Origin of the sequence: Sphingomonas sp. RB1R13 (genome assembly GCF_036663775.1) — a bacterium.
Classification (GTDB): domain Bacteria; phylum Pseudomonadota; class Alphaproteobacteria; order Sphingomonadales; family Sphingomonadaceae; genus Sphingomicrobium.
The window spans coordinates 1,136,416-1,148,540 of the sequence record NZ_JAXOJM010000001.1 but is presented as its reverse complement, the minus strand read 5'-3'; the positions used below and the strand labels follow the sequence as shown (position 1 = coordinate 1,148,540).

The following is a 12,125-nucleotide window of genomic DNA, read 5'->3' as shown; positions in this document are numbered from 1 at the left end:
TGATGACCGATCTCGTACCCGTGCGCCGCGCGTTGCTGTCGCTGTCCGACAAGAGCGGGCTGGAGCCGCTTGCCGTCGCACTGGTCGCGGCGGGGGTCGAGATGGTCTCGACCGGGGGGACCGCCAAGGCGCTTCGCGACTTGGGTCATGCCGTGCGCGACGTCGCTGAGCTTACGGGCTTTCCCGAGATGATGGACGGGCGGGTCAAGACGCTCCACCCGATGGTCCATGGCGGGCTGCTTGGCGTGCGCGACAACGCCGACCATGTCGAGGCGATGGAGGCGCACGGGATTGGCGCGATCGACCTGGTGGTGGTCAACCTCTACCCGTTCGCGGCAACCGTGGCGAAGGGTGCGAGCCGTGACGAGATTATCGAGAATATCGATATCGGCGGGCCATCGATGGTGCGCTCGGCAGCAAAGAATCACGCGTTCGTCGCGATCGTCACCGATCCGGGCGACTATGCCGAGGTGATTGCTGCGGTCGAGGCCGGGGGGACGACGCTTGGCCTGCGCAAGCGGCTTGCAGCCAAGGCCTATGCAGCGACGGCGGCCTATGATTCGATGATTTCAAACTGGTTCGCCTTTGCCGACCAGGGCGAGCAATTCCCGGCGGCGCTGTCGTTCGCGATGACCAAGGAGGAGGCGCTTCGTTATGGCGAGAATCCGCACCAGCAGGCGGCTTTCTATGCGGCGACCGGGCCGACGGCGCGGGGCATTGGCCAGGCGCGCAAGCTTCAGGGTAAAGCGCTCAGTTACAATAATTACAATGACGCCGACGCCGCGCTTGACCTGATTTCCGAATTTCGCGGCGGGGCGCCGACGTGCGTCATCGTCAAACACGCCAATCCTTGCGGGGTGGCGTCGGGGGCGACGTTGGCCGAGGCCTATGAGGCAGCATACAAGTGCGACAGCGTCTCGGCGTTCGGTGGGATCGTCGCGGTAAACCGGCCGCTCGACCGTGCGACAGCCGAGCAAATCGTAGGAATCTTCACCGAAGTCGTCGTCGCGCCCGATGCTGACGAGGAAGCGCTGGCGCTGTTCGCGGCGAAGAAGAATTTGCGCCTGCTGCTGACCGGCGACCTGCCCGATCCGGCGCGGGCGGGGTTGATGGCCAAGTCGATTGCGGGGGGCTGGTTGCTCCAGTCGCGCGACAATGGGCACGTTGGCGAAGCGGACTTAAAGGTGGTGACCAAGCGCGCGCCGAGCGAGCAGGAAGTGCGCGACCTGCTGTTTGCGTGGACGGTGGCCAAGCATGTGAAATCCAACGCAATTGTCTATGCCAAGGATGGGGCGACCGCTGGCATCGGAGCGGGGCAGATGAACCGCCGCGATTCGGCGCGGATCGCGGCGGCGAAAGCGCGCGAGGCGGCCGAGACGTTCGGGTTCGGCGCGGCGCGGACAATCGGGTCGGCGGTGGCCTCCGATGCGTTTTTCCCCTTTGCCGACGGGTTGCTGTCAGCGATCGAGGCGGGGGCGACTTCGGTCATCCAGCCGGGCGGGTCGATGCGCGACGCCGAGGTGGTCGCGGCGGCGGACGATGCTGGGCTGGCAATGGTGTTTACCGGGATGCGGCATTTTCGGCACTGATGCATGAAAGCCGGCGCCGGCCTTTTCACAAATATTATACCACATCATCCGCGAGCTGGGCCTTGGCCTCATTCTCGTGAAGCTCGTCAATGTCCTTCTTCCTGAGGCGGAAGAGCTCCCGGTCATCGGGGCCGAATCCCTTGGTCCACACGACCACGCCGAATGCCGCGAGGATCAGCGGGATGCCGATGATCAGCTGCCAAAGCTCAGGCAGGTAAAGCCGAATCGGGATGCCGACGATGAGGCCGGCGGCGGTCGCGTAGAGGATATCCATCCGCCAGCCCGAAACCCGAGCGCCGAGGTTGCGCGCCAGCAGCCGCGACTTGGTGATTGAAGCGAAGCCGAGCGCGAGGCACAGCGCAATCGCCGGGCCGGTCGCTTGATGCGCCAGATCCCAGCCGATGTTCCGCATCCCCAGGATCAGCCCGACAGCGAGCCCCGCCTCGAGGGCAAGCATGACCAGCGAGATCGCCATGTTGCGGTGGCGATCGACATAGATCAGCGCGGCCTCGCTGACGACGGCGGAGGCGGCAATGACTTCGGCGGCGAGGAGGAAACCGAGCGTCGCGGTGCCGCCGGTGAAATGCGCCCCGACCAGTCCCATGACGGCGCGCCCGGGCATGGCGAGCGCGAGCGCGATTCCGGCCTGCGCGGCGATGATCCAATAGCTGACCTGACGGACCTGCTTGGCAACTGCAGCCTTGTCCCCTTCCGCAATGTTGCGCGCGATGACCGGGCCGAGCACGGGTTCGAAGCTGGTCTTCAATTTGGCGGGAAGGGTCGCGACCTGCTGGGCGACGTAATAGATGCCCACGAACGCCGGGCTGAGGAACAGCCCGAGGACGGCGAGGTCGATCCGGCGCGAGGCCCACTCAACCGCGTCGGCGGCGGCAAGCGGGGCGTTCTTGCGCGCAGTGCGCCACGACCCGACGAGATCGGGGGCCCAGCCGTGGGGGACGCCATAGCTGCGCGCCAGCGGGACCAGCGCGGCGATCAGCGCGGCGACCATCGAGATGACATAGGCGATGATCAGCCCGTCCTCTAGCGAGATCCATTGCCACGCGAAGGCGACGATGCTGATTGTCCACGGCTCGACCAGCGAGCGCGCGCGGACGGTCGCGCCGACGTCGTTGCGATAGGCCAGGGCTGCAAGCGCAATATCGGTCCAGCTGACCGCAAGAACGGTGATCGGGAGAAGCCAGTCGAGCCCGTGAATCTGGCTGTTGGGGAACATTGCACGCGGGAAGCTCATCAGGATCGCCATGCACAGCGCCGAGCCGAGCAGCGCCAGTAGGAGCGCATCGGCGACGACGCAGGCGTGGGGCTTTTTCGCGTTGGCAAGCAGCTGGGCGAGACCGCGGCGCAGCCCGAAGGTGGCGAGCTGGGCAGCAAATTCGACGATCAGCACGGCATAGGCGAAGCGGCCGAGTGCTTCGGCGCCATAGACCCGGCCCGCGATGAACAGGAACGGCAGGCGCGCGGCGAGGCGGAGAATGAAGCCGAACGCGTTGAGCCGGCCGCCGCGGGCGAGCGTCGCCATATCGGCGTCGGGGGCGCGGTCCGGGTCCGGGCCTGGATCAAACACGGCGGCGGTCAATGTGCCGCGCCCCAATGCGCGCCCGATCCGACTTCGACATCGAGCGGGACGTCGAGGCGAAGCGCGGGTTCAGCAGCGGTCGCCATGACGTCGCGGACGACAGCAGCAGTCACCTCGACCTCGCTTTCAGGGACTTCGAACACGAGTTCGTCGTGGACCTGGAGGAGCATCCGTGCGGCCAGCCCGGCGTCGGCCAGCGCCTCGTCCATGCGGTTCATCGCGCGCTTGATGAGGTCTGCGCTGGTGCCCTGGATCGGGGCGTTGATCGCAGCACGCTCGCTGCCCTGGCGAAGGTTTTGCTGGGGCGAGCGGATGTTCGGAAAATGGGTCTTTCGCCCGAACAATGTCTGGGTGAAACCATGTTCGCGGACGAAGGCGGTGGTCTCGCCGATGTAATTGCGGATGCCGGGGAAACGCTCGAAATAGCGGTCGATAATGAACTGACCCTCGTCGCGCGCCACCCCGAGGCGGCCGGCGAGGCCCCATGATGAGATGCCGTAGAGGATGGCGAAATTGATTGTCTTGGCCTTGTTGCGCGCCTCGCGGTCCGACGCGCCGAACAATTCCTCGGCGGTCATCGAGTGGATGTCGTGGCCGTTGGCAAAAGCGTCCTTCAGCTGGGGAACGTCGGCCATGTATGCGGCAAGGCGAAGCTCGATCTGCGAGTAATCGGCGGACATCAGGACATGGCCGGGCTCGGCGACGAAGGCATCGCGAATCTTGCGGCCAAGCTCGGTGCGGATCGGGATGTTCTGCAAGTTTGGGTCGGTCGAGGATAGTCGCCCAGTCTGCGCCACGGCGAGGCTGAAACTGGTGTGGACCCGGCCGGTGGCGGGGTTGATCTGGGCCTGAAGCGCGTCGGTATAAGTGGTCTTCAGCTTGGTCAGCTGGCGCCAGTCGAGGACGAGCCGCGCGACCGGGACGTCCTCGGCCGCGAGTCGTTCGAGCTCGTTGACGTCGGTCGAATAATTGCCGTTCTTGCCCTTGCGGCCACCCTTGAGGCCAAGGCGATCATAGAGGACCGCCCCCAGTTGCTGCGGCGATCCGATCGTGAACGGGCCTTGTGCGGCTTCGTAGACACGGGCTTCGAGCGCGGTGATCTCGACCGCGAAATCGCCCGAGAGTTTCGCCAGATAGTCGCGGTCGACCTTGATCCCGCGGCGCTCCATCCGGCCAACGGTGGCGACCAGCGGGCGGTCAACCATTTCATAGACGCGGGTGACTTGCTCGGCGGCGAGGCGCGGCTTCAACCGCTGCCACAGGCGAAGCGTGATGTCGGCATCCTCGGCGGCATATTCGGTGGCCTGCGCGAGCGGCACCTTGTCAAACGTAATCTGGTTCCTGCCGACCCCGCACAGCGATTTTAAGGTCAGGCATTCATGGTCGAAGTGGAGCTTCGCCAGCTCGTCCATGCCATGGCCGTTGCGCCCGGCGTCGAGGTTAAACGACATGACCATCGTGTCGTCGACCGGCGCGGGGTCGATGTCGCCCTTGGCGAACATGGTCGCGTCATATTTGAAATTATGGCCAATCTTGAGGACGGCGGGGTCTTCGAGCAGCGGCTTGAGCAGGCCGAGCGCGACCTCGGGCCTCAACTGGTCAGGGGCCTCGCTGAGCAGGTCGCCGCCGCCGTGGCCGACGGGGATATAGCAGGCCTCCCCGGGGGCGACCGCGAGGCTGATCCCGACAAGGCGGGCGACGACGCAATCGATGCAGTCGGTCTCGGTATCGACCGCGACATGACCGACTTCGCGAGCGCGATCGATCCAGCGCTGGAGCGCCTCGACACTTTGCACCGTCTCATAATTGGTGCGGTCGATTTCGATTTTGTCCGGGACGACGGGAGCCGCTGGGGCCGACGTCATGGCGGCACTGATCCGCGGCCCTCCCGACGAGCTCCCTCCCCCGGTCATCCGGTTAGCGAGCGTCTTGAACCCCTGGTCCTCGAGAAAGGCGAGCAACGGTTCGGGCGGGATACCGGTCAGCACGAGTGCGTCCAACGGTTCGGGCAGCGGATTGTCGCAACTCAGCCGGACCAGCTCGCGCGACAGGCGGGCGTTGTCGGCATGGTCGATCAGCGACTGCTTCAGCTTGGGCTTGGTGATCTCGTCGGTGCCCGCCAGCACCGCCTCCAGATTGCCGAACTGCTGGATCAGCTGCGCCGCGGTCTTGGGCCCGATACCGGGTACGCCGGGGACATTGTCGACGCTGTCGCCCATCAGTGCCAGAACGTCGCCGAGCAATTCCGGCCCGACGCCAAATTTCTCGGTGACATAGGCGCGGTCGATGCGACGGTCGTTCATCGTGTCGAGCATGTCGATCTTGTCGTCTTCGATCAGCTGCATCAAATCCTTGTCGGAGCTGACGATGGTTACCTTCCACCCGGCCGCGACCGCAGCCCCGCAATAGCAGGCGATGATGTCGTCGGCCTCGAGCCCCTCGGTTTCGATGCACGGGATCGAGAAGGCGCGCGTCGCGGTGCGGATCAGCGGGAATTGGGGGACTAGGTCGGCGGGGGGAGGCGGGCGGTGCGCCTTGTAGTCGGCGTACATCTCGTTGCGGAACGTGTGCGACGAGGCGTCGAGGATGACCGCCATATGGGTCGGGCCGTCGGCCTTATTTAGGCCGTCAGCGAGTTTCCACAGCATCGCGGTATAGCCATAGACTGCGCCCGCCGGCTGGCCGTGACGATTGGTCAGCGGCGGCAGCCGGTGATAAGCGCGAAAGATGTAGCTCGATCCGTCGACGAGATAGAGATGGGGCTGGGCGTCTGGCATGAGCGTGGCGGTTTAGCAGGGATGGGCAGCGATGCCACCCTTGGAGAAGGATCTCGACGATGGGCGAAAAGTTCGAGCGACACCGCCAGCCGTGGACCAGCGACGAGATCCAGAAACTCCACCGGCTGGCGGCAAAGGGGATGAGTCTGAGGGGAATCGCCAAGGCGATGACTCGGAGCGAGGAATCGATCCAGGCGCGGGCCAAGACCGACGGGCTGAAGGTATCCAAACTGCGCTGAAGGCGACACGGTCGGACACGGTATGGACGATGGGCCGGGCTGCTTATAAGCTGATCATATCGAGGGGGAATTTCGATGCGGTGGCGTACTTCGACCGGGGCTTGCTGGTTCGCTTTGGCGAGCGGTCTTGGCGGCCCTTTGTGGGCCCAGGGCAAGACCGATATGAATCCGCGGATCGAGGTGCCGGTCGCGTCTAAATATGACATTGCGCCGCCGCCGGCGTGGGTGCTCCCCGCAACCATTCCCCCGACCCCGGCCGATGCGCGCGGAGCGGCGACGATCGACCTGCTGGTGGATTCGCAGGTGCGCTTTGCGCCCGAGGGCGATGTCACCTACTCGAATGCGGTCTACAGCATTGAAAATGCACAGGGACTCGACGATGGCGCGATCCAGGTCGGGTGGGATCCGGCGCTCGAGAAGCTGGTGGTCCACCACATTCGCCTGATCCGCGACGGCAAGGCGACCGACCTGCTGGGCGACGGATCGAAGCTGACCGTGGTCCGGCGCGAGAAGAATCTGGAGAAGGCGGCAATCGACGGGCGGCTGACGCTGCTGCTCCAGCCCGACGACCTGCGCGTCGGCGACATCATCGACTATAGTTTCACCCGCACCCGCCGCGACCCGGCGATGGGCGGTCATTCGGAATTTTTCATCGGCCCGCGCGATGGAGCGAGCTTTGGCCGCAGCCGGATCCGGATGCTGTGGCCGACCAGCCGCGCCGTCAAATGGCGCGCGCTGCCGGGCGTGGTCCAGCCGACCTTCCGCAAGATCGGCGACGAGACCGAGCTGTTGTCGGACGTCAGCAACGCCACCACCAAGGATCCGCCGCAAGGCGCGCCGTCGCGCTTTCGAGCGGTTAATTCGGTTCAGGTGAGCGACTTTGCCGACTGGGCAGCGGTGTCGAGCAATCTGGAGCCGCTATATGCCAAGGCTTCCACGCTGGCCCCCGACAGCCCGCTGAAAGCCGAAGTCGCGCGGATCGCGGCGGCGTCGAAGGACCCCAGGGTGCGCGCCGAAATGGCACTGGCGCTGGTCCAGGAGAAGGTCCGCTACCTGTTGATCGAGATGAATGGCGGGGGCTATCGGCCAACCAATGCCGACGTCACCTGGTCGCGGCGCTATGGCGACTGCAAGGCCAAGACGGTGCTGCTGATCGCGCTGCTGCGCGAGCTGGGCGTGGCGGCGCGGCCGGTGCTGGTCAGCACGACGATGGGCGATTCGGTCGCAGTGACGCTGCCGTCGATGGGCGCGTTCGACCATGTCATCGCCGAGGCAAGTATCGCCGGCAAAAGCTATTGGCTCGACGGGACCAGGCTTGGCGACCGCAGCCTGGCCCAAATCAAGGTGCCCAATTTCCGCTATGGCCTGCCGATCATCGCGAGCAACGCGCGGCCGGTGCCGCTGGTCCCCGACCTGCCCAGGGAGCCGACCGAGACGATCGACGTGGCGATCGACGCCAGCGGCGGGCTCGATGCCCCGGCCGCGGTGACCGCGTCGATGCGCTTCCGCGGCGACGGGGCGATCAACAAAAGACTGGAATATTCGACCCTGTCGGCGCGCGACCGGGACGAGGCCTTGCGCAAATTATGGCGCAAGAATTACGACTTCATCACTCCCGACAGCGTAACCGTGAAGGACGATCCGGCGACCGGCGACTATCTGCTGGCGATGACCGGCAAGGCCAAGATGGACTGGACCGGCGAGGCGGGGACACGGTGGTATGAGGTCGACGGGGCGCGGGTCGGGTGGCGGTTCGATATCGTCCGCGACAACCAGCTCAACCCCGACGCGCCGTTCGCGATCGACTATCCCGACTATTGGGCCAAGCGCGAGACGATCAAGCTGCCTTATGGAGCCAGGGATTTCAGGCTCCAGGGGGGCAATGTCGACGAGCAGGTCGGCGGGATTTACGCCTTTCACCGGTCGGTCAAAATCGACGGCGGGGTCATGACGATGGAGGCCAGCACTCGCGCACTGGCCGACGAACTGCCCGCCGCCAAGGCCGCCTCGGCGCGGGCGCGGATGGCCGAGCTTGGCGGGGTCGGGGTGTTCGTTCGCGCGCCCGACAATTATCGCGCGACCGATGCCGACATCATCGCGTTGAAGGACGACCGCCCGGCGCTGGCCAAGGCGCTGCTGGCGCGCGGGGCTCATCGCTTCGACGCGGGCGAGGGGGTGGCAAGCCTGGCCGATATCGATGCCGCGCTGGCGATCGATGACAAGGTCGGGACGGCGCACGCGATCCGCGCAATGCTGCTCGCCGCCAAGGGCGATGTGCGAGCCGATGCCGCCGCCGACCGTGCGCTGGCGATCGATCCCAAGTCGTGGATGGCGCTTTATGCCAAGGGTATGCAGGCGTTCCAGACCAAGCGGTTCGACGAGGCCGAGACCTATTTCAGCAAGTCGATCGAGATCGAGCCCAAATTCTTCCGCTCGCTCGCGGCGCGCGGTGGATTGCGGATGATGAAGGGCAAGATCGCCGAAGGACTGATCGACATCGATGCCGCGCTGGCGATCGAACCGACGATCCCGCTCCAGGGTGCGCGGGGGAGCGCGCTGATGGCGCTCGGGCGGGTCGACGAGGGGCTGGTCGCGATCAATCTGGCGCTGGCCAAGGACCCAGCCAATTTCGAGTTGCGCCGGATGCGCGCACTCGGCCGCTCAGCCACCGGCAAAAGCGCCGAGGCGCTAAAGGATTATGACGCACTGATCGCCGAGAAGCCGTCGGTGGGGCTGTTGCTCGACCGGGCTGCGCTGAATAACGGCGCGGCGCGCGTGAACGATATCGAGGCGGCGGTCAAACTCGACCCGCGATCGGTCCAGGCGCTGATAACCCGGGCTAATGTGGCGATCGACGCCGCGGCGACCGACGCCGGAGCGAACCAGCGGGCCGAGGCCGATCTGGCGGCGATCGACAAGATCGATCCGGGCAATCGCGGGGCAGCGGGGGTGCGAATGCGGCTGCTCGCCAAAGAGGGCAAGGGCGGCGAGGCAATCAAGGTCGGGCAGGCGATGGTCGTCAAATATCATGACGCGATGGCCTATAACGAGCTGTGCTGGAGCAAGGCGACGCTGGACCTGTCGATCGACACCGCGCTGGCCGATTGCAACAAGGGACTGGCGCTGTCGCCCGATGCGCCGGCCATCCTCGACAGCCGCGCCTTCGTGAAGTTGCGCACTGGCGCGATCGACGAGGCGATCGCCGATTATGACGCGGTTCTGAAGAAGGCGCCGACGATGGCCGCGTCGCTGTTCGGGCGGGCGGTTGCGCGGGCAAAGAAGGGGAATATGGCCGGGGCCAAGGCCGATCTTGCCGAAGCGAGGAGGATTTCGCCCGAGATCGAGGCTAGATTCGCGGAATATGGAGTGACGGTGCCGGCGGGGGTTGGGCGGTAGGCCCTTATGGCACCAGCACCGTGTCGACCGCTTCCGCCGCCAGCTCGGGATAGTCGAGCGTGTAGTGGAGGCCGCGGCTTTCGTGTCTTGAAAGCGCGCTGCGGATGATGAGGTCGGCGACCTCGACCAGGTTGCGGAGCTCGATCAGGTTGGGCGTCACGCGGAAGTCGCGGTAGTAGCCGTTCACTTCGCGTTTGAGCAGGTCGATGCGGTTGGCGGCGCGCTCGAGCCGCTTGGTCGTGCGGACGATGCCGACGAAATTCCACATGAAGCGACGGATCTCGCCCCAGCTCTGCTGGATGACGACCTCTTCGTCGAGGTCGGTGACTCGGCTTTCATCCCACGGGCGGATTGCGGGGGGCGGGCCGAGGCTGTCCCAGTGCGCGTCGATATGGTGCGCGGCGGCCTCGCCGAAAACGAGGCATTCGAGGAGCGAGTTGGAGGCGAGACGATTGGCGCCATGGAGCCCCGACTGGGTAACTTCGCCCGCCGCGTAGAGCCCAGGCGCATCGGTCTTGCCGTCCATGTCCACGACCACCCCGCCGCAGGTGTAGTGCTGGGCGGGCACGACCGGGATCGGGTCAGTGGTGATGTCGATGCCGAGCCCGAGCAATTTCTCGTAGATGTTGGGGAAATGCTCGCGGACGAACTCGGGCTCGCGGTGCGAAATGTCGAGATGGACAAAATCGAGCCCAAGCCGCTTGATCTCATGGTCGATGGCGCGGGCGACGATATCGCGCGGGGCAAGCTCGCCGCGCTCGTCGAAGCGCGGCATGAAGCGCTCGCCGGTGGTGGGGATGAGCAGCCGTCCGCCCTCGCCGCGCACCGCCTCGGTGATCAGGAAATTCTTGACCTCGAGATTGTAGAGGCAGGTCGGGTGGAACTGCATGAACTCCATGTTGGAGATGCGGCAGCCGGCGCGCCACGCCATGGCGATACCGTCCCCGGTCGCGCCGCGCGGGGCGGTGGAATAGAGGTAGGTGCGCCCCGCCCCGCCAGTGGCGAGGACGGTGGCGCGGGCGGTGATCGTCTCGACCCGGTCGGTGGCGCGATTAAGCGCATAGAGCCCGTGGACCGCGCCCGACGTGCTGAATTCAATCGCGTGGCGCCCGGTGACGAGGTCGATCGCGACCATGTCGGGGATGAGAGTAATATTGGGGTGGGCGACGGCGGCCTTTTCGAGCGCCTGCTGGACCGCCCAGCCGGTGGCGTCGGCGACATGGACGATGCGGCGGTGGCTGTGCCCGCCCTCGCGGGTCAAATGCCAGCGATCCTCGCCGTCGCCGGTGTTGAAGGGCACGCCGAGTTCGGCCAGTCGCTCGATCGCACGCGGGGCGCCCTCGACGACATGCTCGACCACGGCGAGGTCGTTGAGCCCGGCGCCGGCGATCATCGTGTCGCGGACGTGGGCGTCGAAACTGTCGCCCTCCTCGAGCACCGCGGCGATCCCGCCTTGGGCCCAGCCGGTCGCACCCTCGTCGAGCCGACCCTTGGCAATGACCGCGACCCGCTTGGCTGTGGCGAGGTTGAGCGCGGCGGTCAGCCCGGCGGCGCCCGAACCGACGATGAGGACGTCATAATCGTGGCTCACGCGGCATTGCTTTCGCGGGTCAGGCTCAAGAAGACGTCTTCCAGGTCGGGGTCCCTGGTCGTGACGTCGACAATGCCGAGCCCGTCGGCGGCGAGCGCGGCGAGGACCTGGCCGGCGTTGACCCGGTCCTTGCGGTAGGTGATCGCCAGCTGGCGGTCGCCGGTGATTTCGATCTTGTCGAAGCAGGACGCGGTGGGGGCGACGGTCAGGTCGCGGTCGACAGTGACGACGACGGCCTTGTCCTGCGCCTTGGCGATGAGCTCGCGGGTCGGTTCATTGGCGATGAGTCTGCCATGATTGATGATGGCGATGCGGTCGCACAATTGCTCGGCTTCCTCGAGATAATGGGTGGTGAGGACGACGGTGACGCCCTGCGCATTGAGCGATTTCACATAGGCCCACAGCTGCATCCGAAGCTCGATATCGACCCCGGCGGTCGGCTCGTCGAGGACGAGGATCGGGGGCGAGTGGACCATCGCCTTGGCCACCAGCAGGCGGCGTTTCATGCCGCCCGACAGGGTGCGGGCATAGGCATTGGCCTTCTCAGTCAGATGCATCGCCGCGAGCAGCGCGTCGGAGCGGCGCTCGGCGGGGGGGACGCCATACATGCCAGCCTGGATCTCGAGCGCTTCACGCGGGGTGAAAAAGGGGTCGAACAATATTTCCTGGGGGACGATGCCGATCGATCGCTTGGCGTTGCGCGGGTGCCTGTCGATGTCGAAGCCCCACACGGTCGCGGTGCCGGCGGTCTTCACGACCAGCCCGGCAAGGATATTGATGAGGGTCGATTTGCCCGCGCCATTGGGGCCGAGCAGCCCAAAGATCTGGCCGCGCGGAACGTCAAAGCTCACATTGTCGAGCGCAACCTTGCCGCCCTGGTACGTTTTCGAGAGCGAGTCGATGGCGATGGCGGCGCTGGGAGTGGTCATGGGGGTG

7 protein-coding genes are annotated in these 12,125 nt (G+C 65.7%); 3 read left to right on the top strand and 4 right to left on the bottom strand.

Going from position 1 to position 12,125, the window contains the following annotated elements:
- The first annotated feature begins 2 nt into the window (after positions 1 to 2).
- On the top strand, positions 3 to 1,589 hold the full coding sequence (gene purH / locus U1700_RS05420) for a bifunctional phosphoribosylaminoimidazolecarboxamide formyltransferase/IMP cyclohydrolase (RefSeq protein WP_332750806.1): 1,587 nt from the start codon (positions 3 to 5) through the stop codon (positions 1,587 to 1,589).
- Positions 1,590 to 1,623: 34 nt separating this feature from the next.
- On the opposite strand, the gene U1700_RS05415 is transcribed toward purH, so the two are convergent.
- Both U1700_RS05415 and polA read right to left on the bottom strand, forming a co-directional pair.
- On the bottom strand, positions 1,624 to 3,129 hold the full coding sequence (locus U1700_RS05415) for a lipopolysaccharide biosynthesis protein (RefSeq protein ID WP_332751143.1): 1,506 nt from the start codon (positions 3,127 to 3,129) through the stop codon (positions 1,624 to 1,626).
- Between the two features lie 53 nt (positions 3,130 to 3,182).
- On the bottom strand, positions 3,183 to 5,963 hold the full coding sequence (gene polA / locus U1700_RS05410; RefSeq protein ID WP_332750804.1) for a DNA polymerase I: 2,781 nt from the start codon (positions 5,961 to 5,963) through the stop codon (positions 3,183 to 3,185).
- A gap of 59 nt (positions 5,964 to 6,022) precedes the next feature.
- On the opposite strand from polA, the gene U1700_RS05405 reads away from it, so the two are divergent.
- Together U1700_RS05405 and U1700_RS05400 are read left to right on the top strand one after the other, a co-directional pair.
- Positions 6,023 to 6,202: a hypothetical protein gene (locus U1700_RS05405; RefSeq protein WP_332750803.1), complete on the top strand. Its 180-nt coding sequence runs from the start codon at positions 6,023 to 6,025 to the stop codon at positions 6,200 to 6,202.
- Between the two features lie 75 nt (positions 6,203 to 6,277).
- Entirely contained in the window at positions 6,278 to 9,598 is a 3,321-nt protein-coding gene (locus tag U1700_RS05400) for a DUF3857 domain-containing protein (protein ID WP_332750802.1), read from the top strand.
- A gap of 4 nt (positions 9,599 to 9,602) precedes the next feature.
- Here the strand turns inward: U1700_RS05400 and nadB are convergent, their stop codons facing one another.
- Together nadB and U1700_RS05390 are read right to left on the bottom strand one after the other, a co-directional pair.
- Positions 9,603 to 11,189 carry an L-aspartate oxidase gene (gene nadB / locus U1700_RS05395; protein WP_332750801.1) on the bottom strand — a complete coding sequence of 529 codons (1,587 nt, stop codon included), beginning with the start codon at positions 11,187 to 11,189 and terminating at the stop codon, positions 9,603 to 9,605.
- The gene (locus U1700_RS05390; RefSeq protein ID WP_332750800.1) at positions 11,186 to 12,118 is read right to left on the bottom strand and encodes an ABC transporter ATP-binding protein; all 933 of its coding nucleotides are present in this window, start codon (positions 12,116 to 12,118) and stop codon (positions 11,186 to 11,188) included. The genes nadB and U1700_RS05390 overlap by 4 nt, the downstream gene beginning before the upstream one ends.
- Positions 12,119 to 12,125 lie beyond the last annotated feature (7 nt).

What these genes read in the sequence shown, in the direction of transcription:
- purH (WP_332750806.1), top strand. Translation starts at nt 3, where the DNA reads ATGACCGATCTCGTACCCGTGCGCCGCGCGTTGCTGTCGCTGTCCGAC.
- U1700_RS05415 (WP_332751143.1), bottom strand. Translation starts at nt 3,129, where the DNA reads ATGGCGACGCTCGCCCGCGGCGGCCGGCTCAACGCGTTCGGCTTCATT.
- polA (WP_332750804.1), bottom strand. Translation starts at nt 5,963, where the DNA reads ATGCCAGACGCCCAGCCCCATCTCTATCTCGTCGACGGATCGAGCTAC.
- U1700_RS05405 (WP_332750803.1), top strand. Translation starts at nt 6,023, where the DNA reads ATGGGCGAAAAGTTCGAGCGACACCGCCAGCCGTGGACCAGCGACGAG.
- U1700_RS05400 (WP_332750802.1), top strand. Translation starts at nt 6,278, where the DNA reads ATGCGGTGGCGTACTTCGACCGGGGCTTGCTGGTTCGCTTTGGCGAGC.
- U1700_RS05390 (WP_332750800.1), bottom strand. Translation starts at nt 12,118, where the DNA reads ATGACCACTCCCAGCGCCGCCATCGCCATCGACTCGCTCTCGAAAACG.